We start from the raw sequence: 22235 nt of genomic DNA on the forward strand, positions 1-22235 counted from the left end.
ATATGGATTATGATGTAATCGTCATCGGCGGCGGACCTTCTGGGTTAATGGCGGCCATTGCAGCTGGTGAAAAAGGCGCAAAAGTACTTTTAATTGATAAAGGAGACAAGCTCGGCAGAAAGTTAGCTATTTCCGGAGGTGGTCGCTGTAACGTGACGAATCGCCTGCCAATTGAGGAAATCATCAAGCATCTACCGGGGAACGGTAAGTTTTTATATAGTGCCTTTTCAATCTTTAGTAATGAAGATATTATTAAGTTCTTTGAAAAATTAGGTATCGAATTAAAGGAAGAGGATCACGGGCGGATGTTCCCCGTTTCCAATAAGGCTCAATCTGTTGTTGACGCCTTATTAAATCAGTTAGAAAAGCTTCGTGTCAGGATTTTCAAAAATAGCCCTGTAGAGGACCTTTTCTATGAAAATGGAACCGTTTCTGCCGTCTTGTTGAAAGATGGTCAAAAATTATCAGCTAAATCGATCGTGATTGCCGTTGGGGGAAAATCAGTTCCACATACCGGTTCAACTGGTGATGGGTATGCCTGGGCGAAGAAAGCAGGTCATACGATTACGGATCTGTTTCCAACTGAAGTCCCTATCACCTCTAGCGAACCATTTATTAAAAATAAAGCCCTACAAGGTTTATCACTAAGAGACATTGACTTAAGTGTTTTGAATCCGAAAGGTAAGCCGATTATCTCGCACCGCATGGATATGATTTTTACCCATTTTGGAATCAGCGGACCTGCCGTGCTGCGCTGCAGTCAGTTCGTAGTCAAAGCTATGAAAAAGTGGAATTTAAAAGAAGTAACCATGAGCCTTGATGCCTTACCAGACAAAAAAGAGGAAGTAGTTTTTCAAGAAATTCTAGCGCTTGTAAAAAGTGAGCCTAAGAAAAGCATTAAAAATACGCTAAAAGGGCTAGTCCCTGAACGATATCTTCTATTTCTATTAGAACATAATGGGATTGACCCATCCGAGCAAGGTGGCACGATTTCCAATGAAAAAATTCGTAGTTTTTCAAAGAGCTGCAAGCAATTCCTGATAAAAGTAAATGGCACCTTGCCTCTTGAAAAAGCTTTTGTCACTGGCGGTGGAGTGTCTGTTAAAGAAATCGAGCCACAAACGATGGGCTCAAAATTAATGAACGGTTTATATTTTTGCGGTGAAATCCTTGATGTTCATGGTTATACAGGAGGGTATAATATTACCTCTGCCCTTGTAACTGGAAGATTAGCTGGTACCAATGCAGCCCTGTCTGCAAAAAACAAAAAGGTCTGACTATTTGTCAGGCCTTGTAAATAATCATCGCGGAAAAACAATAAATCTGCTCCTCTTCTTCTTCCTCCGGCATTGCTGCCACATTATATTTAATATCCAGCAAGCTTGTTTCATCCAGCCCTTTCAAAAAACGATTCATTTCCTTTTCTAAATCCTTCTCATGCTCCCGATCAAACAATTTAACCTGTATCACTTTTCTCTCTCCCTCTCTTTTTTACTACCATTATTAACAACTTATCTGAATTTTAAAAATAAGCAGACTGAAAAATTAAGGTTATTTTAAGATTCAACTTGTAAACTCCTTTTTAGAAATACAGTTTCACCTATAGAAAGGAGCATTAAAAATGGATAAAAAACAAAAAATCTCTTGGGGCGTTAGTTTTGGGAGTTTAGCATTAGTAGCTGGAATGGTATCATTTCTTGGTCTATCAAATGGCGATCAAGCGAGCAACCAAGTGGCACTTACTCAAGGGCAATCCTCAAATAACAATTCTAATCAGCAATCACAGGATGGCTTTAATACACAACAACGTACTGACCATGGTAGCGGTTTTGATCAATCCTTTGATGGCGGTAACTCATCACAATACAATCAAAATGATGATTCTAACAATAATTTTGATTCTAGTGATCAGTACTCGAATAATAATGATCAATTCAATGGAAACAGTAATCAACAGGATCAATTCTCAAATGGCGGCGGACCTGGAATGGGACAACAAAGCGGCTTTGACACGACTACAGGTGGAACCTGATGTTTACCTACCGGTTTCCTTCAATGAGTACAAATGTTCAAATCTCTATTAGTCAAGAGTTGTTTGCTGACGATTTAATGCCTATCTACAAGCTATTTGAATTGATTGAGGATACGTGCAGCCGTTTTCGTTCTGATAGTGAACTGTCACGATTAAATCAACAAGTTGAAAAAGAAGTCATCGTTAGCAGTGAGATGTTTTCAATACTATCAGACGCTCTTCGATTTTTTGAAGAAACGGAAGGTATTTTTAATCCTAGCGTTCTATCGACGCTTGAAAACCACGGCTATTCAAAATCGATTGAAATGATAAAGGGGAAAGAGTTAGCAGTAACTCCCCCTTCATCAATGGCTGTGATATGTTCGCAACCTTTTATGCTAAACGAAAGTAAACGGTCCGTAACCCTATTATCAAAAATCGATCTTGGGGGAATGGCCAAGGGCTGGGTAATTGATCGTGCCGCACTGCTTTTAGATAGGTTGGGCTATGGCTTTATCAACGTGGGTGGTGATATCCGCATTTTCGGCACGTTGCCACGACCATTAAATATCGGGATCGAGAGTCCATTTGCCGAAACAACGATGATTTCTTCGATTCAGGTTCAAAATGGTGCGCTTGCGACGTCCACAACCATGAAAAGAACATGGCGGATGAATGGGGAGTGGACGCATCATTTGATTGATACTCGAACAGGAAACCCTAGTAAAAGGAAGATTGTATCGGCAACAGTGACAGCCCCAACTGCTTTGGAAGCTGACGTTTGGGCAAAAACCGTTCTTTTACTTGGTAAACAGGCTGGTCAAGAGTGGATAAATAGAAAAGGTGTCCAGGCTGTGTTAATTACTAAAGACGGAGATATTTGGAGAGGAGGAGAGTAACTTGGAAATGTTTGAATGGTATATGATCCGTGCTACAGGTTTGGTAGCTTACCTTTTACTTTACTTGTCTGTCATCATAGGACTATACTCTCAAGTTCAGAAAAAGCGAAAGCAAAAGGTCACTGCTTCCCTATTTTTGCATGAATCACTGTCTAATTGGACCCTTTATCTTGTCCTTGGCCACGTAGGATTTTTACTAATCGATTCATATATCTCGTTACAATGGTTAGAAGTACTCATACCGTTTAATACGGACTATAAGCCCTGGCCAATGGCGCTGGGGGCACTTTCCCTTTATTTCTTAATTATGACCATCGTTACATCCAAAGCACGAAAAAAAATCGGCTATCAAAAATGGCGGAAATTACACGCATTGAATCCGATCCTATATATATTTGTTACGATACACGGTTTATTGATTGGTACAGATATTCAAGCGGCTGTGCTTGCGGGAGTCAATATCCTGCCGCCTATCCTTTTAGGAGGTATGTTGATGAGAGATAGACCTAAGGTGGGGATTACTCACTAACAAAGAAAAGCGCTTATTTTCATAAAAAAACCGATTCCATGGTGGAATCGGTTATTCTGTGTATTCCGTTTCTCCTGTCCATGCGAGCATGCCGCCAACCATATTGCGGACCTTAAAGCCTTGGTCCTGCAGATAATAGCAGACATTCCCACTGCGGGCACTTGAGCGGCAGATAAAGATATATTCTTTATCCTTATCAAAATAGTCAAGATTAGCCGGAATGTCCCCCATGCGAATATGCTTGGCCCCTGGTACCATCCCGAATACTACTTCTTCATCTTCCCTTACATCCACAAGCTCAAGTTTTTCCCCTGCCTCAAGCTTTTTTTGTAATTCTTCTGGTGTAATCGTTTGAATTTCTTCCATCAAGTCCATCCCCTTTAGGAAAAACAGCCCCGGAGAGGGGCCGTTCTTTTAATTTGCAACAATATTAACAAGTTTTCCCGGAACAGTTATCACCTTGCGAATTGTTTTTCCTTCAATTTGTTCCTTTATGTGGGCATCTTCCATAGCGATTCCTTCTAGTGACTCTTTGCTTGCATCAGTTGGAACCATAAGCTTTGTTTTTACTTTACCATTAACTTGGATGACAATTTCAACTTCATCATCGACTAGTTTCGCCTCATCAAATGCAGGCCATGTTTGGTAAGCTATCGTTCCACTGTGACCTAACTTTTCCCATAGCTCTTCAGCGATATGCGGGCAAATAGGGGCAAGCATTTTAACGAATCCTTCAATGTACTCTTTTGGCAGTACCGTTGCTTTATAGGCATCATTAATGAATACCATCATTTGTGAAATAGCCGTATTAAATCTTAAGCCTTCATAATCCTCCGTCACTTTTTTCACGGTTTGATGATACACTTTTTCCAGTGTTGAGGCTTCATCAGTTGCTTGAATCTTTGGATTTAGTTCACCGTTTTCCTCAACCAATAAGCGCCAGATACGATCTAAGAAGCGGCGGGAACCATCCAACCCATTTGTCGACCAAGCAATCGATGCATCAAGCGGTCCCATGAACATTTCATACAGGCGAAGGGTATCAGCACCGTGGCTGCCAACGATATCATCAGGGTTTACTACATTCCCTTTTGATTTACTCATTTTTTCATTTCCTTCGCCTAAAATCATTCCTTGGTTAAATAGCTTTTGGAATGGTTCTTTGGTAGGAACCACACCGATATCATATAAGAATTTGTGCCAGAAACGTGCATAAAGTAAATGTAATACGGCATGTTCGGCACCGCCAATGTAGATATCAACTGGAAGCCAATGATTTAACTTTTCCTGTGAAGCAAGTGCTTGATCATTTTTCGGATCAATATAACGTAAATAATACCAGCAGCTGCCTGCCCATTGCGGCATTGTGTTCGTTTCGCGGCGTCCCTTTTTACCTGTTTCCGGATCCACAACATTCACGAAATCAGAAATAACTGCAAGTGGTGATTCTCCTGTCCCTGAAGGACGAATTTCAGTTGTTTTTGGTAACATCAGTGGAAGCTGGTCTTCCGGAACTGCTGTCATTGTGCCATCTTCCCAATGGATAATCGGAATCGGTTCACCCCAATAACGTTGACGGCTGAACAGCCAATCTCTTAGGCGGAAGGTTACTTTCTTCGTTCCTATTCCTTTTTCTTCTAACCAAGCAATCATTTTTCGAATGCCTTCCGTTTTATCCAAGCCATTTAAAAATTCAGAGTTAATATGTTCACCGTCGCCTGTGTAGGCTTCTTTGTCAATATCTCCACCTGCGACAACTGCTTTAATAGGAAGGTTAAATTCTTTTGCGAATTCATAGTCACGCTCATCATGTGCAGGAACTGCCATAATCGCACCAGTTCCATAGCTTACTAACACATAATCAGCAATCCAAATTGGCATCTTCTCCCCATTGGCAGGATTGATGGCATAGGCGCCAGTAAATACTCCTGTTTTCTCTTTGGCAAGATCCGTACGTTCCAAATCGCTTTTCGTCTTAACTTTGTCTAAATAGGCATCAACCGCAGCACGCTGTTCAGCTGTTGTTATTTTTTCAACAAAGGAATGTTCAGGTGCAAGCACGGCATACGTAGCACCAAATAAAGTATCAGGGCGAGTAGTGAAGACAGTGAATGTCTCCTCATGTCCTTCGATTGAGAAGGTAACTTCCGCACCTTCTGAACGGCCGATCCAGTTGCGCTGCATTTCCTTCAAGCTTTCAGGCCAATCAAGTTCTTCAAGGTCTTCTAGTAAACGGTCACCGTAAGCGGTGATTCTTAACATCCACTGCTTCATCGGACGACGTTCAACAGGGTGCCCGCCGCGTTCACTTTTGCCATCAATGACCTCTTCATTTGCTAGTACCGTTCCAAGTGCAGGGCACCAGTTTACCGCTACTTCATCAATATAAGCTAGGCCTTTTTCAAATAATTTCAGGAAAATCCATTGGGTCCATTTGTAGTATTCAGGGTCAGTCGTATTGACTTCACGATCCCAATCATACGAGAATCCTAATGATTTAATTTGCCGGCGGAACGTATTGATATTCTGTTCTGTAAATTCCGCTGGATCGTTACCCGTATCCAATGCGTATTGTTCCGCTGGTAGGCCGAACGCATCCCAGCCCATTGGATGAAGAACATTGTATCCCTGCATCCGCTTTAAGCGGGAAAGAATGTCGGTTGCTGTGTAGCCTTCAGGGTGTCCAACGTGTAGACCTGCCCCTGACGGATATGGAAACATATCTAAAGCGTAAAATTTTCTTTTATCAAATTCTTCGCTTGTTTTAAATGTTTTTTCTTCTTCCCATTTCTTTTGCCACTTTTGTTCGATTTGATTATGGTCGAAACTCATAATGCTCTTCCTCCTAAAAAAAAATAAAAAACCCCTCATCCCAAAAAGGGACGAGAGGATTGTATGTATCTTCCCGCGGTACCACCCACATTAGTGCTGACTGCACTCGCTTCATTCATCCTTAACGCGGAAAACGGCAAGCCTTACTATTCCTTCACGCTTGCAACTCAAAGGCGAGTTCATGATGTACCCGGTTGACTTCCACCAGCCGTCAACTCTCTATTTGCGGGTATGAACCATTACTACTCCTGATCACTGTCTTTTCAATATTAATATAAAGTATTACGGTTATTGTATTAAATTTTCAGTAAGTATGCAACCCAAACAATCGCCTAGATTCATGATAGACAAAATATCCACCTTTTAAACAAAAAAAAGTGAGAGCATATGAACCCCCACTGTACTCTCCACATGGACAAATCCTATATTTGTCCATGGATGGTGCCTGACACCATTTTCGTTTTTAAACTTCGATCATATAGTAATGTTGTTATGATTGCGATTAGGAATAACACAATTAAAACTATGAATAGTGCTGACATGTTATACATGTCGACGATCATTCCACCCATTATGGGCCCTACCATTCTTCCACCTGTTGCTGTACTGTTGACGATACCTTGATAGAAACCTTCACGGCCCTTTGGAGCTAAGTCGAAAGCAACTGTTGGCACTGCCGGCCAAATGAACATCTCACCAATTGTTAGGATAATCATCCCAACAAGAAAACCTGAGAACATCGTGGCCTTCCCTGCGACTAAAAATGAAACAATAAAAATACCAATTCCAATAATCATCTGCAGCTTTAGTGAGGCGGTAAAATATTTCAACACACCATTTAATAGCGGTTGGCCAACGACAATGAGGGCTCCGTTTATCGACCATAATAAGCTATATTGCGTTAAAGAGATATGGATTTCTTGTGTATACGACGCAATCGTCGTTGGCCATTGTACATAGGCCACCCAGCACAGCAAATAACCTGTGCACAGTATCAATAAGGCATACAGATTTTTTCTATTCGTAACGGTTGGAACATTTATATCGATCGTTCCTTGTTTTCCTGAATCCACTAAGATTCCCTTATAGCCAAATACCGCTATAAGTAAAAAGAGGACGTACATGACTGTATTTGCCAGGAAGATTAGTTGAAAGGAATGAGCTGCAACAATCCCTCCAAGAGATGCACCCAAGGCTACTCCAAGGTTTTGGGCAACATAAATGGCGTTAAAGGCTTTACGCCCGCCTTCTTTCCAAACAGACCCTGCCATGGCATACATCGATGGAAAAATAATTCCCGTACCAAATCCAATAATGATTTGGAAGACAATATATGCTAGCCAGCCGTGCCAGAATGTTAAGCCAACAAGAGCTGCAAGCGTAATACTAATTCCTAAAATAATAGATTTGTAGCCGCCAATTTTATCGAATAGGCTTCCGCCATAAAGGTTTCCGATCACACTAGCTGCGGAATTTAACATTAAAACAATTCCAGCTACGGATAATGACTTCCCCAAATGGTCGTGAATATAGATTGTATTTAACGGCCATAAAAATGAAGAGCCTGTTACATTAACGATCATTCCAATTATTAAGAGCCATAAGGCACGTGGCATAAAAAAACGCCCCTTCACATTTCACTTTTCAATTTCCAAAGATTTATTCTATTCCTTTTTCAAGCGGGGTGCAATTCTTTTTCTTTTCCAGTATTGGCGGGCGATGATCTGGCGTATTTAAATAGGAAATTCGTGAAACTTTTAAATAATTCTGAGGATTCTAGAGGCGATTCCGCCAAACTGGGACGGGATTCCGCCAACTTTCGAAATTATTCCGCTAAACTACGTTTCGATTCCGCCAACCTTGCCATTTATACCGCCAAATCCACGTTTATTCCGCCAAACCCTTTTTAAGTTACCTTTTTTATGAATATTATCGACCAGGACTCTCTATGTTTTAGGATCAGCTCACTTCTTTGGGATTCCGCCGAATTGCGCTGGGATTCCGCCAACTTTCGAACTTATTCCGCCAAACTACGTTTCGATTCCGCCAACCTTGCCATTTATTCCGCCAAATCCCCGTTTATTCCGCCAAACCCTATAATTCTCCCGCAACAATCCTAGTACCACATACACAACAAAAAACACTGTCTCAAAAAAAGAAACAGTGTTTTTCTAAATATATCATCTGAACCCCAAACCCTCTAAGGAATGTACAGATAGGATTATTTTTTCGGTACTGCTGGTACAACCGGCGCTTGGGCAGGGAAATAGCTATTGACCGCTGCGTCCTTTTTCTTCTCATTAACTTTTTCGTCGAGAACCGCTTTTTTCACTTTTTCAATTTCCTTGTCGAGTTCTTCCATATTAACGCCTTTTTTCACAAGCTCTTCTGTGGCAAGACGGACTGCCTTGTTTGATTGGACTACTGATTCTCTCAGTGAATCCATCGATCCTTGTGGATTATGGAAGCCTGCGGAGTTTTCAGCTGCAATGATATCCCAGAACCATTGTCCCTTTCGAACAAATTCTTGAGCTTGCTTGATTTTTTCTTCACTTACACCAGAGGTAATCATTTTATTTACATAATAGTGTGAGGTTGTTGAAATATCTTGTGCTTCGTGTAATGCACTTACATTAGCTTCTTGAATTTCAAGTACGCGATCTTTCAATTTATCTAAATCACGGTCACCGTGACACTGGCCGCATGAAGTTTGCATCGTTTTAAGTGGAGAAGTCCACCAGTGTGACGTGATCTTTCTTTTTCCATCGACACGCTCATATGGCATATGGCAATCTGCACAAGAAACATTGGCCTTACCATGTGTTCCTGATGAATGGGTTTCATATTCTGGATGCTGCGACTTTAACATTGGAGTTCCAGAAATATTACTAATCCAGTCTTTTTCAAAACCTTTCTCTTTGGCAATCGTGCTGTAATACTCATACATTTCTTCTGGTTTAAATCCTTTGGTCCATGGGAACGTTACTTCACTATTATCCGCAGCAAAATAATATTCCACATGGCACTGCCCGCAAACATAGCTCCGCATATCATTTTTTGAAGGGTTTGAAACATCTACTCCCTTTGCTTCTAACGCTTTATAAAAGCTTGGACGAGTCACACGCAAATCCATTGTTTTTGGATCATGACAATCGGAGCAGCCGATTGGAGAGTGACCCATCTTTTCCCCTTTTGGCCAAATATCTTTATTAAAATTAGCGCCCCAGTAACTGTCGCCCATTTCTTCAATCATTTTTGGAACGGCCGTAGATTTACATGTATAACAAGAACCCACTGATTTATCTGTGATCCGTTTCACGTTACGAATATCTTCTAATGCGTATGTATGTCCCCGCTCTTCGTTATACTCGGTCGCAAACCCATATCCATTGAAGAGGATTGGTAACAAGGGCTCCTTGTCAGCATCATACTTACTCCGTTTTTCAGAACCGCCATAAGTTGTATCTTCCATTTTTTCATTTTTCTTGTAACTGTTATATTGGAGCGGAAATAAGTCCTTAAATGCTTCATTACTTATTTCATCGGCTGAGAGGCCTGTTGTCTTTTTACCTGCAGCAGAAGCTGTTTTCTCACTGGAATCATTGCTGCATCCAGTAATAATCAGTACTAAAGCTAGCAGGAGAAGATATGCCCCATTTCGAAACCATCCCATTTCTAAAATCCTCCCTTATTTTCTAATAACTCGCCTGAAACAGGTGGCTTATTATAACTGGCATCTTTAAAGCCTTTCCCGTGTGGTACTGTTTTGTGACAGGAAATACACTTTTCCTTTGCATCATGTGATACATTGTCTAGCGTACTCTTGTGGCAGGAAATACAGTTATCGTTCATGATATTTTCTGTTCGATCCGTTGCCTCAATCACATCTGGTATCTTCTTTGTTCCAAGTGTGTTGAAATAAATATGTGTCATACCTGCACGACCTTTAAAGAATAACTTACCCGCTTCACTTTTATGTGGAAGATGGCAGTCATTACACTGTAAATCCGAATGCGTAGAATCCATGAATGACTTATGAACCGATTTCATCGTATGACAGTTTTGACAAAAACCTGGTGAATCCAGGTAAGCCATTGTTTTTACCGTTGAAAAAGATAAAAACACACCAATTAGAAGTGCCAACACAATTAAAAACTTTTTGTCCATTTTCAGCAGTTTTTTAAACATTTACTTCACCTCCCATAGAAAATTCTTCTCTCTCTTTTTATATAGTTAAAGTACTTTTCTGTACCTTAATCCCAAATGGATTTTTCTTTTTCACAAATGCCTATTAATTTCTTTTCCTCTTCCTAAACAAAAATGTTAGTGCGCCTGCTGAAAGGATGCTGACCCCACTAAAGGCTCCGATCGCAAGACTATTTGATTTTTTGTCCTTTATCTCTTTGGTTTGTGAATTTATAAGCTCAGAGGTTGGCTTGGATTCACTGCGTACATATGTAATGGTAAAGTTTTTTTCTTCCCCTTCTTTAACATTTTGATAAAGATAAGAGTATGTATTTTCCTCTCCACCATGATTCTGTTTTTCTGAAGGAGCAGGTGAGAGCTTCACTTTTTCCGCTTTACTAGGCGGTGTAATGGTCACATTGACCAAGTCGATGTCAGCAAAACTTTTAAATTTGTACTTGAGAGATTTCCTATCTTTTTTTACATTTAAGCTATCTGAATAAAACTCAATAACAAATTTATATCGCTCTTTAGGTCCGATTTCTTCGCTTGTTGTCCAGGAAATGATTTCTTTTTCATGGTCAATTATGTATTCGATTTCATATGCCTTGCTTAAATCACTTGAGTAATCTGCCACATAGCCAATCCGAAAGTCCTTCTCTTTCATTGGCAGCGGTATTTCAATTTTTCCTGTCTGCGGTTGGTCCGAATTATTTACCATCGATCCTTGATACCCGATTAATAGTGGTACATGATCCTTCTGTTTATCGTTTGGATGATAAGCCAATTCCGGCATTACTTGAATCGATAATTCCTCCACACTTAAAATGCTTTTATTTTCAGCAAAGCTCTTAGCGGGAAATAGTATGGCAAGGATTATACTGATAATCATTATGTATTTATTCATTTAATTACTTCCTTTCCCTACAAGGTAAAAAAATGTGAATTCGTTCACATAAAATCCAAAAAAGTATGTTAGGCCGAACCATGCTTATTCCGTGTTATCTAACAAAAAGTGGAGATTTTGAGATGAATTTTGTTAATCCATACCTTATTTAAACCATGATATGAATGGTCAAACTGTGACGCACATCACAAATAAAACAACACTTGTTACCAAATTATGAACGAGGTTTTCCTTCTATTTTCAAGGTGCTTTTGTTGAAAAATTAGTATCTCAAGTGATTTTTAACACTTTTTAGTAAATTTCCGGAATATTTTTCGCGAAAAAAAAAAGGAGCCCTCAATGAAAAAAAATGAGGGTTCCTTCTGTATTTTTAGGAGGACTGGTCCTTTTCTTGGTGAAATTTGGATTTCACCGGCTGCCCGCCTGTTTTTTCATAGTTTTTCTTTGCTTGTTTTACAAGATCGAAATCTTGTCCGAGTTCCAGATCTTGATTATTAATTCCATTCCGTGTTTTCTGTTCAGGGTTTTGTTGCTTGGAACGTTTTTTCAAAGGTTTTCCCCCTCTAGAATCATTGTGTTCTGAAGCTGCTGAAGCTGGAGTCTCATTCTATGGAGTTGGTCCCTTTGCTGCGAATTAGCACTTTGGGCCATTTTTGCAATGTCCAGATAAGTATCTTCAAGCTGTTGCAGTGCCTTTGTGTAATCATCATCATTATAATGCTCTTGAAGGCTGCTTTGTTTGTACTGTTCCTCGGCATAGCGAATTGCATCCTCAACCTGCTGCATTAAGTTGTCCATTGAGTCGCGAGTAGCCATCTTTAGAACCCCCTTCTGTAATAACTCATTCCCATGCATGTCTAGAAGCATAATGCTTCATTTCTTATTGTGTTCTTCATTCTTTTTCCTATAACACAAACAGTTGGATAAATTTTACCAATCATGTCCGTTAATAATTACATTTGGATAAGCTTGTCATATCATGATAAAATTGATGTTATGCTCTTTTACTTTTTGGCTTTGTTAAACTAGTTTGTTGATTTCCGCTTCAGGCACTCGCTTTCCGCTCCAATCAACTGTTAGCAAAATCAACAATGCTCTATAACAGAGACTACTTTTAATAAAGGAGGTTTTCTGATTGATTCAGACTAAACCTTTTCCATATGCTTCTGATGATAAACGTTACCATACATGGAATTACCACCTTCGTGGGCAATTTGGTCATAAAGTGTTTAAGGTTGCACTTGACGGGGGATTTGACTGCCCGAACCGTGACGGCACGGTGGCACACGGGGGCTGCACATTTTGTAGTGCGTCCGGATCAGGTGATTTTGCTGGTAATCGCGTGGAGACCTTGGAAACACAATTTAATGAAATAAAAGAAAAAATGCACACGAAATGGAAAGATGGCAAATATATGGCCTACTTTCAGGCATTTACAAATACCCATGCACCTGTAGATGTTCTCCGCGAAAAATACGAATCAGTTCTAAATCAGGAAGGCGTAGTGGGTTTATCAATCGCCACTCGTCCTGATTGTCTGCCCGATGATGTGGTCGAGTATTTAGCGGAATTAAACGAACGCACCTATTTATGGGTTGAATTAGGGCTTCAAACAGTGCACGAACGGACAGCCTCACTTATCAATCGTGCCCATGACTTTCAGTGCTATAAAGACGGCGTTACTAAGCTTAGGAAACATGGCATTCGCATCTGTTCCCACATCATTAATGGCCTGCCGCTTGAATCATATGACATGATGATGGAAACAGCGCATGAAGTTGCCAAGTTAGATGTGCAAGGAATAAAGATTCATTTGCTTCATTTGTTAAAAGGAACGCCCATGGTCAAGCAATATGAAAAAGGAATGCTTGAGTTTCTATCCCAAGAAGACTATGTAAACTTAGTATGTGACCAATTAGAAATTTTACCACCAGAAATGATTGTTCACCGAATCACAGGAGACGGACCAATTGACTTAATGGTTGGACCCATGTGGAGTGTAAACAAGTGGGAAGTCTTAAATGCGATTGATGCTAAACTGAAAGAAAGGAACAGTTGGCAGGGTAAATTTTATCAGGGGAACTTGGTGTAGTAACAATGAACATAGATAAGATTCTTCCGTTTGCGAAAAGTTTACTCATTAAAGCTGTTAAACCTGGTGATGTCGTTATTGATGCGACAGTAGGAAATGGCTATGATACTGTTTTCTTAGCAGAGCTTGTTGGTGAATCAGGGCAAGTATTTGGATTTGATATTCAGAATGAAGCCATTGTTGCTAGCAAGGCACGTCTGAAACAGAAATGCCTGTCAGGGCGAGCTACAATATTTCATTCCGGACATGAATATCTCTTCAAATTGATTCCAACCAACTATCACGGTAAGATTTCAGGTGCGATTTTTAACTTAGGTTATCTTCCTGGCAGTGATAAAGCAATTGTAACCCGTCCTGAAACAACGATTGCTGCCATTCAACAACTATTGGAGATCATGGCACCTGAAGGAATCATCGTGCTTGTTATTTATCATGGTCACAAAGGCGGTGCCGAGGAGCGGGATTCTTTGCTTGCCTATTGCCAGCAAATGGACCAGAAAACGGCACATGTGCTCCAATACCAATTTATTAATCAACAAAATCATCCAGCATTTATTATTGCGATTGAAAAAATATAACAAACCAGGCTCGCGCCTGGTTTATTTTGTGATTAACCTTGTGACAAATGCTGGTACTGATTTTTGCATAGAACGGTAGGCAAGACCATTGAAATAAAAGAAATAGCTAATCCAGCCGCCCGACTTGATAATGCCTTTTGCCAGTTTACGAACATTTTTCTGTTTGCGGACCTTGGCATCTGATAAATAAATTCCTAACAGACCGCGATTAATCAGGCGATGGAAGTTCTTATGCGGAAGGTATTCCGTGTGTCGGTCAGCTTCAACCACAAAATGCTTCAACCGCTGAAAAAGTTTTTCCTCACTTTGATAATAGGAACAAAAATTCAAGTCCCCTCCCGCGATGTCCTCCTCTTGATCAATAAAATAATCCAATAGAATATGTAGGCCCTGAATATATGGAAAGTACCCCTTCCTGATATTTTCTGCATCACTCAGCTGAAAATCATCACGAAGCGCATAGGATATGAGGCAAAAAATTCCTAAGGTAGAACCGGAACATGCCGAGAATTCATACCATTCCATTTCAGGCAGCTGGTATTTGTTGTTTTGAAACCATTTTTCAAGACGAGGGACCCTCTCCTCTTGAGTTACATGCTTGTGAATTTGTAAATCACAATAGTATTGGCAAAGCTCAAGCAAATAATCTTTGATTCCATCATAATTATTTACTTCCCTAAGGACAGAACGACAGGTTTCCGATAAATCATTCAAATAATTATCATCATCCTGATCCGCGCGGAGCCGGTAATAGTTTTTTTTGCCAGCCTGTAGAACAAATGCATCTGACATCGATTCATGGAGTGTTGCAAAATCCTCAGGATCAAGAGAGGTACTTCTGTCACAAAGATTATCTAGATAATCACTGATGGTTTGATAGGCAACGATAAATTTTATGGCTTTTTTATAGTCCTCTTTAGCAGTTAGTGCTAGGATGGCTCCACCTTCACAATGGAATGTTTTATGCTCAATGCTTGCAAGAGCTTGGGTTCTTAGCTCCGCATTCGGAATGTTTTCAGCACGGCTTTTCCAATAAGCCAATTCTTTGTGTACTGCTGGAAGTATTTTGCGATAGACCCTAGACATAAGGGTGATTGGCATCATTGAAACCGACAACCTTTCTAAACAATATAACCTATTGCTTTTAATTGACTTAAAACAAAATCCTTTGCATACTCAAATACCTCTTCCCGCTCTGGTTCATTAAAGATTTCATGGTAACATTTCGGCCATTCCTTAAATCTTTTTTCAGATAATGGAACATGATTGAACCATTCTTTTACGGTGCCTTTATTTACAATTTTGTCATCTCCACCTTGCATGACAAGCATGGGAATATCCTGTATTTTTTCAAGGTCTTGAAATGCCTCTTTTATCGCCCCTACCAGTTCCCGATACCATCTGATCGATACCTTGGTAATATAGAGAGTATCATTTGAATCGGCTTCCCTTACTTCTTCGTTTCTTGTCGCCATTTGAACCGTCAATCCGGAATTCATTCGAAGTGAAGGGAAAACCAAATTCAGACCATGCGATAAAATATCTAAAAATTTGGAAGGAGTATGAATTAACCCCAAACACGGGGAAGAAAGAATGACTCCAGCGACATTCAGTCTTTCTTCCTGTAAGAGACGGATTGAGATCAAGCCACCCATACTGTGACCAAGTAAAAAAACTGGTAAATCATAACGGTAAGCAGCCTGTATCCAATCTTTCACCTCGAAAATATATTCATCGAAGGAATTAATATGGCCGCGGTTTGCTCTTGTTGTCATCCCTTGCCCCGGAAGATCTGCCATAATGATATGGAATCCAGCCGAACGCCACATTTCAATCAGCCAGCCATAACGGCGATGATGTTCCATAGCGCCATGGACGATCACGATTACAGCCTTCGCTTCTCCTTCTGCTTCCCACTTCCACATAGTTTTCCCCCCTGGAATTAGTTATTAACTATTGTTGGAAAAATTTCAAACTATCTTTAGTCCTTTTTTAATAAAAAAGACAAATTTTTTGTGAATCACTTCATACTTTCGATAAAATAGAATCATCATACAAAAGGAGCGAGAATAATGATTTATCCATTTAAAGGGAAGTACCCCCTCATAGCTGATACTGCTTATATTGCCGACTATGTGACGATTACCGGTGATGTTGAAATTGGCGATGAATCAAGTGTTTGGTTTAACACCGTTATCAGAGGGGACGTAGCCCCAACCATTATTGGTAAGAAAGTAAATATACAAGATAATTCTATCTTACACCAAAGCCCCAATAACCCGCTAATTTTAGAAGATGAAGTAACGATTGGCCATCAGGTTATTCTACACAGTTGTATCATTCGAAAAAAAGCGTTAATAGGAATGGGTTCCATCATTCTTGATAATGCTGAAATCGGCGAGGGTGCTTTTATTGGAGCCGGCAGTCTGGTTCCGCAAGGGAAAAAAATTCCCCCTAATACCTTAGCATTTGGCAGACCGGCAAAAGTTATTAGAGAATTAACACCAGAAGACATAAAAGATATGGTAAGAATCTCTAAAGAATATGCAGAAAAGGGACAATATTATAAGTCACTTCAAAAATAAAAAAAGCAAAAGCACCCAAGAAATTTTGGGTGCTTTTACGATTAATTTTTCGATGTTTGCAGGGCCTTTTCTAGTGCATAATCACGTTGAAAGGAATAGACATCTTCAACATATACTTGATGCCATACCATGAACATCAGCACAGTCCAAATCTTCCTGCTGTTATCGGCTTTACCCTGGCAATGGTCTTCAAGCAATTGAAGCACATATGATTTATTGATTAAATGATCCGTGTTGCTTTCGCGGATGATCTTCTTCGCCCATTCGTTCATTTCATTCTTTAACCAATGACGGATTGGTACAGGGAACCCAAGTTTCTTCCGATCAAGTACATGGGCAGGTACGACACCTTCGGCTGCTTTACGTAAGATATACTTCGTCGTTCCATGCACTGTTTTCAGGCTGGTCGGAATTTTTGATGCCACTTCGAAGACCGCTTTATCAAGGAATGGCACACGAAGTTCTAAGGAATGAGCCATCGTCATTTTATCGGCCTTCAGCAAAATATCGCCGCGCATCCATGTATGGATATCAATATACTGCATCCGGTCAACAGGATCATAACCACGAGATTCGGCGTAAAGCGACTTCGTAATATCAGTATAATCTAATCCTTCGCGATAGACATTTAGTAGTTCGCGCTTTTCTTCTTCCATAAACATCTTCGCATTACCAATGTAACGTTCTTCCATTGGAGTTACACCGCGTTCGATAAAGCTTTTTCCTCTCATTCCCTCAGGCATCATACCCGCGATCCCTTTTAAAAGCACTTTTCCTACTTTCGGAATTTTATTAAACACCTCTAAGGATTGCGGCTCGTGATAAATATTGTAGCCGCCAAATAATTCATCCGCACCTTCACCTGAAAGAACAACGGTTACGTGTTTTCTCGCTTCACGGGCAACAAAATAAAGCGGGACACAAGCAGGGTCTGCCAGCGGATCATCCATATGCCACATGATTTTTGGAATTTCATTCATATATTCCTGCGGTGAAATCACATAGCTGATATTTTCGACACCAAGCTTCTCTGCTGTCTCTTTTGCGACATCAATTTCACTGAATCCATTATGCTCAAAACCTACCGAAAAGGTTTTAATCGCAGGGTGATATTCTTTTGCAATCGATGCAATAATCGAAGAATCAATCCCGCCAGAAAGGAATGAGCCTACTGGAACATCACTGCGCATGTGCATTTTTACAGAATCGAACAGGACATCTTTAATTTCCTTGATAAAATCAGGTTCTGATTTGTGAATTGGTTTAAAGTGTGCTTTCCAATATCTTTTGATTTCCATTGGTGAGCCAATCTTTTTGGTAAAAAAATGACCTGGCTCTAATTTCTTAATACCAACAGACATGGTGGTTGGTTCAGGAACAAATTGGTAGGTCAAATAATGCTGCAAGGAATCATAATTAAGAACATCATTTTCGAGACCCAATAGAATACTTTTTTTCTCAGAGGCAAAAAATGTTCTTTCACCATCTTCAAAGTAAAAAAACGGTTTAATCCCGAACGGATCACGCGCGCCATAAAGAGTTTGTTCTTGTTTATCCCATATGACAAAGGAGAACATTCCGCGTAGTTTTTCGACGGCTTTTTCCTTCAAATGGCTGTAGAGTGCAATAATAACCTCGGTATCGGAGCTTGTTGAAAAGGTTAATCCTTCACTCAATAGTTCCTCGCGCAGTTCAACATAGTTATAAACTTCACCATTAAAGATAATCCAGTAGCGTTCATTTTCATACGTAAGCGGTTGATGACCACTCTCAATATCAATGATACTTAAACGGCGGAAACCAAATTGGATATGATCATCATAATAAAAACCATCATCATCCGGCCCGCGATGAGTTATAATATCGTTCATATTTTTAAATTGTTGTTTTTGCTCATCACTATAGTTTTGTGTTTTGTCGTGTACACAACCGATAAAACCACACATTATGTACTTCACCTCATTCTAAATATCCTTTAAAAGGACGTATTGCTCCAAATCGCAAACGCCTTGCGCTGGAGCTAGACAGAAAAACATACTCTCTAATACTACCACTTTTTATATAAAAATTGCACTGTGAACAATAGGCAAATTTAATATCATCATTTTTCACTTCTTTTGACCTGCTTAAACATTACATTTTATTCACTAATTGAATTACTATACAGGTAAATAGACGGAGAAATAAAAACGGGAGCTACATGTAGAATGTAACCCCCATAACGTTTTATTGATTTGCTTGTTGGCGTAATGTTTCTACTTTATCTGTGCGCTCCCAAGGAAGATCCACATCAGTACGGCCAAAGTGACCGTAAGCTGCTGTTTGTTGGTAAATTGGACGACGAAGATCCAACATGTTAATGATACCTGCAGGGCGAAGGTCAAAGTTTTCACTTACAAGGTCAACTAACACATCTTCGCTTACTTTACCTGTACCAAACGTATCAACAGCAATCGAAACAGGTCTTGCTACACCAATAGCGTAAGCAAGTTGAACTTCTACCTTATCAGCAAGGCCAGCAGCAACGATGTTTTTAGCAACATAACGTGCTGCGTAGGCAGCTGATCGGTCCACTTTTGTAGGATCCTTACCAGAGAAGGCACCACCGCCATGGCGAGCATATCCACCATACGTATCTACGATGATTTTCCGGCCTGTTAAGCCAGCATCTCCTTGTGGTCCGCCAATAACGAAACGGCCGGTTGGATTAATAAAGTATTTTGTCTTTTCATCGATTAATTCTTTTGGAACTACCGGATTAATAACATATTCCTTCAAGTTACGTTGAATTTGCTCTAACTCAACTTCAGGATTGTGTTGAGTGGAAATAACAATCGTATCAATGCGTACTGGTTTATCGTTCTCATCATATTCAACCGTTACTTGTGTTTTTCCGTCTGGACGTAAGTAATCAAGAACCTTATCTTTACGTACTTCTGTTAAACGGCGAGCAAGTTTGTGCGCTAGTGAAATGGGAAGAGGCATAAGCTCTTTTGTTTCATTACAAGCAAAACCAAACATTAAACCTTGGTCCCCTGCACCAATTGCTTCGATTTGTTCATCGGACATTTGACCTTCACGCGCTTCCAAAGCTTGGTCAACACCCATCGCGATATCTGGAGACTGTTCATCAATAGATGTTAAAACAGCACAGGTTTCTGAGTCAAAACCGAATTTCGCGCGATTGTAGCCGATGTTTTTAATCGTTTCACGAACAATTTTTGGAATATCCACGTAGGTAGATGTGGTGATTTCTCCTGCTACTAGAACTAGTCCTGTTGTTACTGAAGTTTCAGCCGCAACACGGGCATTAGCATCCCTTGCTAAAATAGCATCTAAAATGGAATCAGAAATTTGGTCACAGATCTTATCAGGATGACCCTCAGTAACTGATTCAGAAGTGAACAAACGACGTTTTGTTGACATCTGAATTCCTCCTATAATATGAGATAATCGAGGTTTTAGGAAGGTTACAGGAATACTTCCTTAAACTTCGAGAATTTGATACGGTACTCATTCCCTTAGTATGTAATAAACAAAGGATTTTTATTAGAGACTCTTTTCATAAAGGACTTATACAAAACAAAAAACCTTACCAGAGAGGAAAGGTTGTTCCGGGCCTTTCGCTCTTATCGTTCAAGGTCAAAGCCTTGCGTCAGATTAGCACCTTCGCATCCTGAAAAGGACCTTTTAAGTGGTCAATCTTTTCATACTGCAGGTTGCTGGGTTTCATTGGGCCTGTCCCTCCACCAGCTCAGGATAAGAGAGTATCCGTTCAAATTAGAATAATATCACACTTCCCAACAATGTCAATGAATTTTTTAAGAAATGTTTTTCACAACAAAATGGGAATAATACGAAGTAAGTTAGTCTCTATTTATAAATATTTTTTATATCTTCAATTAAAGTTTTATAATATATAAATTTAGTTAAATAGGATACATCAATTCGACTAATGTGTTATACTTTTTATATTATTAACAACATAAAAACTAAAATAAAGGAAGGTCTCATTAAATGAATTCTGTTGATACTCCTAATGAATTAAATCAATTGTTAAATGAAAGTCATGTTCATGTGCAATTATCTGTTCCTCAATTAGTTGAGAAAGTCTTAACCCGACATGAAGGAGCACTAACTTCTACGGGAGCAATTAGTGTCGTTACTGGAAAATATACTGGCCGGTCTCCAGAGGATAAATTCATTGTTTTAGAAGATTCAACTAAAGACAAAATTGAATGGGGCACGACCAATCAACCAATTTCAGAACCGGTTTTTACAAAGCTTTATCAAAAGGTCATAAATTATTTACAACAGAAAAATGAGATCTTTGTTTTTAAAGGATTTGCGGGTGCTGATAAAAAATCACGTTTATCCATCAAAGTGGTAAATGAATTAGCTTGGCAAAATTTATTTGTACACCAGTTATTTATTCGCCCGTCGGATGATGAACTACTTGCCCATGATGCTGGATTTACCGTTATTTCTGCACCTAATTTCAAGGCAGATCCGGCTATCGATGGCACCAACTCGGAAGCGTTTATTATGATTTCTTTTGAAAAAAGAATTGTTTTAATAGGTGGTACAGAATACGCAGGTGAAATGAAAAAGTCGATTTTTTCTGTAATGAATTATTTACTGCCTGAAAACAATATTTTTTCGATGCATTGTTCTGCAAATGTTGGGATTGAAGGCGATGTTGCTTTATTCTTTGGCTTGTCTGGAACTGGCAAAACAACCTTATCAGCCGATTCCAATCGTCGATTAATTGGGGATGATGAGCACGGTTGGTCCTCCAATGGTGTCTTTAATATCGAGGGGGGCTGCTACGCAAAATGTATCAATCTTTCTCGTGAAAAGGAGCCGCAAATTTTTGATGCCATCCGCTTTGGAACTGTCCTAGAAAACGTAACATTGAACCAGGAATCAAGAATCCCTGATTATGATGATGGAACGTTGACCGAAAATACACGTGCCGCTTATCCGATTGACGCAATTGATAATATTGTTCAACCAAGTATCGCTGGCCACCCAAATACGATTGTCTTTTTAACCGCTGATGCATTCGGAGTATTGCCTCCAATTTCAAAATTAACAAGGGAACAAGCAATGTATCACTTTTTAAGTGGCTACACCTCAAAACTAGCCGGAACAGAGCGTGGAATAACTTCACCACAAGCTACCTTCTCCACTTGCTTTGGTGCTCCATTCCTGCCGCTGCCTGCGACTCGTTACGCAAAAATGCTCGGTGAAAAAATACTTGAGCACAATGCCAATGTTTTTCTAGTCAATACTGGCTGGACCGGCGGCGAATATGGGGTCGGTAATCGAATGAAACTTTCCTACACGCGCGCTATGGTTGAAGCCGCTCTTGAGGGAGAATTAAACCATGTAGAGACTGTCAAGGAAGAGATCTTTGGATTAAATATCCCGCTCCATATTGCAGGTGTACCAGACGAAGTCCTACAGCCGATTAAAACTTGGTCGGATTCGCAAGCATATGAAAAGAAAGCAATAGAATTAGCCGCAAAGTTTCGCGAAAACTTTAAAAAATTCACTAATGTTTCACGTGATATTGAAGAAAAAGGCGGTCCAATAGCATAATGTAAGAAAGCCC

General features: G+C 39.9%; 21 protein-coding genes, 1 riboswitch and 1 other annotated feature. Of the genes, 8 read left to right on the forward strand and 13 right to left on the reverse strand.

Annotated elements, in window-relative coordinates:
• Positions 1–2: 2 nt before the first annotated feature.
• Complete coding sequence (locus tag CCK98_RS26315; RefSeq protein ID WP_088089307.1) at positions 3–1277, forward strand: NAD(P)/FAD-dependent oxidoreductase; 1275 nt, start codon at positions 3–5, stop codon at positions 1275–1277.
• A 7-nt stretch (positions 1278–1284) separates the two neighbouring features.
• On the opposite strand, the gene CCK98_RS26320 is transcribed toward CCK98_RS26315, so the two are convergent.
• Positions 1285–1470 (reverse strand): sporulation protein Cse60, encoded by a 186-nt coding sequence (locus tag CCK98_RS26320; protein WP_088089308.1) that lies wholly within the window; start codon positions 1468–1470, stop codon positions 1285–1287.
• Between the two features lie 151 nt (positions 1471–1621).
• Here CCK98_RS26320 and CCK98_RS26325 point away from each other — a divergent pair, with 151 nt between their 5' ends.
• From CCK98_RS26325 to CCK98_RS26335, 3 genes are read left to right on the forward strand one after another with little or no spacing between them, the layout of a single operon-like run.
• A complete protein-coding gene (locus tag CCK98_RS26325; protein WP_088089309.1) occupies positions 1622–2032 on the forward strand; it encodes a hypothetical protein in 411 nt (136 codons plus the stop codon).
• The gene (locus tag CCK98_RS26330; protein WP_088089310.1) at positions 2032–2910 is read left to right on the forward strand and encodes an FAD:protein FMN transferase; all 879 of its coding nucleotides are present in this window, start codon (positions 2032–2034) and stop codon (positions 2908–2910) included. The genes CCK98_RS26325 and CCK98_RS26330 overlap by 1 nt, the downstream gene beginning before the upstream one ends.
• A 7-nt stretch (positions 2911–2917) precedes the next feature.
• A complete protein-coding gene (locus CCK98_RS26335; RefSeq protein WP_256942588.1) occupies positions 2918–3439 on the forward strand; it encodes a ferric reductase-like transmembrane domain-containing protein in 522 nt (173 codons plus the stop codon).
• A gap of 51 nt (positions 3440–3490) precedes the next feature.
• Here the strand turns inward: CCK98_RS26335 and CCK98_RS26340 are convergent, their stop codons facing one another.
• The 8 genes from CCK98_RS26340 to CCK98_RS26375 all read right to left on the reverse strand — a co-directional run bounded on the left by CCK98_RS26340 (position 3491) and on the right by CCK98_RS26375 (position 12179).
• Positions 3491–3805, reverse strand: coding sequence for a rhodanese-like domain-containing protein (locus CCK98_RS26340; RefSeq protein ID WP_088089312.1), 315 nt, complete (start codon positions 3803–3805; stop codon positions 3491–3493).
• A gap of 48 nt (positions 3806–3853) precedes the next feature.
• Positions 3854–6271 (reverse strand): leucine--tRNA ligase, encoded by a 2418-nt coding sequence (gene leuS / locus CCK98_RS26345; RefSeq protein WP_088089313.1) that lies wholly within the window; start codon positions 6269–6271, stop codon positions 3854–3856.
• A 43-nt stretch (positions 6272–6314) separates the two neighbouring features.
• Positions 6315–6536, reverse strand: a binding site (T-box leader).
• Between the two features lie 157 nt (positions 6537–6693).
• Entirely contained in the window at positions 6694–7887 is a 1194-nt protein-coding gene (locus tag CCK98_RS26350) for an MFS transporter (RefSeq protein ID WP_088089314.1), read from the reverse strand.
• Between the two features lie 605 nt (positions 7888–8492).
• Positions 8493–9944, reverse strand: coding sequence for an ammonia-forming cytochrome c nitrite reductase subunit c552 (locus tag CCK98_RS26355; protein WP_088089315.1), 1452 nt, complete (start codon positions 9942–9944; stop codon positions 8493–8495).
• Positions 9945–9946: 2 nt separating this feature from the next.
• The gene (locus tag CCK98_RS26360; RefSeq protein ID WP_088089316.1) at positions 9947–10459 is read right to left on the reverse strand and encodes a NapC/NirT family cytochrome c; all 513 of its coding nucleotides are present in this window, start codon (positions 10457–10459) and stop codon (positions 9947–9949) included.
• 103 nt (positions 10460–10562) lie between these two features.
• Positions 10563–11363 (reverse strand): hypothetical protein, encoded by an 801-nt coding sequence (locus CCK98_RS26365; protein WP_088089317.1) that lies wholly within the window; start codon positions 11361–11363, stop codon positions 10563–10565.
• 370 nt (positions 11364–11733) lie between these two features.
• Positions 11734–11913 carry a glycogen biosynthesis protein GlgD gene (locus tag CCK98_RS26370; RefSeq protein WP_088089318.1) on the reverse strand — a complete coding sequence of 60 codons (180 nt, stop codon included), beginning with the start codon at positions 11911–11913 and terminating at the stop codon, positions 11734–11736.
• The gene (locus CCK98_RS26375) at positions 11910–12179 is read right to left on the reverse strand and encodes a YtzC family protein (protein ID WP_088089319.1); all 270 of its coding nucleotides are present in this window, start codon (positions 12177–12179) and stop codon (positions 11910–11912) included. The genes CCK98_RS26370 and CCK98_RS26375 overlap by 4 nt, the downstream gene beginning before the upstream one ends.
• A gap of 319 nt (positions 12180–12498) precedes the next feature.
• On the opposite strand from CCK98_RS26375, the gene CCK98_RS26380 reads away from it, so the two are divergent.
• Together CCK98_RS26380 and CCK98_RS26385 are read left to right on the forward strand one after the other, a co-directional pair.
• Positions 12499–13455: a TIGR01212 family radical SAM protein gene (locus CCK98_RS26380; protein ID WP_088089320.1), complete on the forward strand. Its 957-nt coding sequence runs from the start codon at positions 12499–12501 to the stop codon at positions 13453–13455.
• Positions 13456–13460: 5 nt separating this feature from the next.
• The gene (locus CCK98_RS26385) at positions 13461–14033 is read left to right on the forward strand and encodes a class I SAM-dependent methyltransferase (protein WP_088089321.1); all 573 of its coding nucleotides are present in this window, start codon (positions 13461–13463) and stop codon (positions 14031–14033) included.
• Between the two features lie 21 nt (positions 14034–14054).
• Here the strand turns inward: CCK98_RS26385 and CCK98_RS26390 are convergent, their stop codons facing one another.
• Both CCK98_RS26390 and CCK98_RS26395 read right to left on the reverse strand, forming a co-directional pair.
• Positions 14055–15149, reverse strand: a complete 1095-nt coding sequence (locus CCK98_RS26390; protein ID WP_088089322.1) for a tetraprenyl-beta-curcumene synthase family protein — start codon at positions 15147–15149, stop codon at positions 14055–14057.
• A 5-nt stretch (positions 15150–15154) separates the two neighbouring features.
• The gene (locus CCK98_RS26395; RefSeq protein ID WP_088089323.1) at positions 15155–15958 is read right to left on the reverse strand and encodes an alpha/beta hydrolase; all 804 of its coding nucleotides are present in this window, start codon (positions 15956–15958) and stop codon (positions 15155–15157) included.
• 147 nt (positions 15959–16105) lie between these two features.
• Here CCK98_RS26395 and CCK98_RS26400 point away from each other — a divergent pair, with 147 nt between their 5' ends.
• Positions 16106–16618: a gamma carbonic anhydrase family protein gene (locus CCK98_RS26400; RefSeq protein ID WP_088089324.1), complete on the forward strand. Its 513-nt coding sequence runs from the start codon at positions 16106–16108 to the stop codon at positions 16616–16618.
• 41 nt (positions 16619–16659) lie between these two features.
• Here the strand turns inward: CCK98_RS26400 and asnB are convergent, their stop codons facing one another.
• The gene (gene asnB, locus CCK98_RS26405; protein WP_088089325.1) at positions 16660–18564 is read right to left on the reverse strand and encodes an asparagine synthase (glutamine-hydrolyzing); all 1905 of its coding nucleotides are present in this window, start codon (positions 18562–18564) and stop codon (positions 16660–16662) included.
• Between the two features lie 280 nt (positions 18565–18844).
• Complete coding sequence (metK, locus tag CCK98_RS26410; RefSeq protein WP_088089326.1) at positions 18845–20044, reverse strand: methionine adenosyltransferase; 1200 nt, start codon at positions 20042–20044, stop codon at positions 18845–18847.
• Between the two features lie 200 nt (positions 20045–20244).
• A riboswitch (SAM riboswitch) is annotated at positions 20245–20384 on the reverse strand.
• Positions 20385–20635: 251 nt separating this feature from the next.
• Between metK and pckA the strand changes: the two genes are divergently transcribed.
• Positions 20636–22222: a phosphoenolpyruvate carboxykinase (ATP) gene (pckA, locus tag CCK98_RS26415; protein WP_088089327.1), complete on the forward strand. Its 1587-nt coding sequence runs from the start codon at positions 20636–20638 to the stop codon at positions 22220–22222.
• Positions 22223–22235 lie beyond the last annotated feature (13 nt).

Origin of the sequence: Bacillus sp. OV166 (genome assembly GCF_900177675.1) — a bacterium.
Classification (GTDB): Bacteria; Bacillota; Bacilli; order Bacillales; family Cytobacillaceae; genus Neobacillus.

What these genes read in the sequence shown, in the direction of transcription:
- CCK98_RS26335 (WP_256942588.1), top strand. Translation starts at nt 2,918, where the DNA reads ATGTTTGAATGGTATATGATCCGTGCTACAGGTTTGGTAGCTTACCTT.
- metK (WP_088089326.1), bottom strand. Translation starts at nt 20,044, where the DNA reads ATGTCAACAAAACGTCGTTTGTTCACTTCTGAATCAGTTACTGAGGGT.
- CCK98_RS26375 (WP_088089319.1), bottom strand. Translation starts at nt 12,179, where the DNA reads ATGGCTACTCGCGACTCAATGGACAACTTAATGCAGCAGGTTGAGGAT.
- CCK98_RS26395 (WP_088089323.1), bottom strand. Translation starts at nt 15,958, where the DNA reads ATGTGGAAGTGGGAAGCAGAAGGAGAAGCGAAGGCTGTAATCGTGATC.
- leuS (WP_088089313.1), bottom strand. Translation starts at nt 6,271, where the DNA reads ATGAGTTTCGACCATAATCAAATCGAACAAAAGTGGCAAAAGAAATGG.
- CCK98_RS26340 (WP_088089312.1), bottom strand. Translation starts at nt 3,805, where the DNA reads ATGGAAGAAATTCAAACGATTACACCAGAAGAATTACAAAAAAAGCTT.
- CCK98_RS26400 (WP_088089324.1), top strand. Translation starts at nt 16,106, where the DNA reads ATGATTTATCCATTTAAAGGGAAGTACCCCCTCATAGCTGATACTGCT.
- CCK98_RS26315 (WP_088089307.1), top strand. Translation starts at nt 3, where the DNA reads ATGGATTATGATGTAATCGTCATCGGCGGCGGACCTTCTGGGTTAATG.
- CCK98_RS26385 (WP_088089321.1), top strand. Translation starts at nt 13,461, where the DNA reads ATGAACATAGATAAGATTCTTCCGTTTGCGAAAAGTTTACTCATTAAA.
- CCK98_RS26355 (WP_088089315.1), bottom strand. Translation starts at nt 9,944, where the DNA reads ATGGGATGGTTTCGAAATGGGGCATATCTTCTCCTGCTAGCTTTAGTA.
- pckA (WP_088089327.1), top strand. Translation starts at nt 20,636, where the DNA reads ATGAATTCTGTTGATACTCCTAATGAATTAAATCAATTGTTAAATGAA.
- CCK98_RS26330 (WP_088089310.1), top strand. Translation starts at nt 2,032, where the DNA reads ATGTTTACCTACCGGTTTCCTTCAATGAGTACAAATGTTCAAATCTCT.
- CCK98_RS26325 (WP_088089309.1), top strand. Translation starts at nt 1,622, where the DNA reads ATGGATAAAAAACAAAAAATCTCTTGGGGCGTTAGTTTTGGGAGTTTA.
- CCK98_RS26360 (WP_088089316.1), bottom strand. Translation starts at nt 10,459, where the DNA reads ATGTTTAAAAAACTGCTGAAAATGGACAAAAAGTTTTTAATTGTGTTG.
- asnB (WP_088089325.1), bottom strand. Translation starts at nt 18,564, where the DNA reads ATGTGTGGTTTTATCGGTTGTGTACACGACAAAACACAAAACTATAGT.
- CCK98_RS26350 (WP_088089314.1), bottom strand. Translation starts at nt 7,887, where the DNA reads ATGCCACGTGCCTTATGGCTCTTAATAATTGGAATGATCGTTAATGTA.
- CCK98_RS26365 (WP_088089317.1), bottom strand. Translation starts at nt 11,363, where the DNA reads ATGAATAAATACATAATGATTATCAGTATAATCCTTGCCATACTATTT.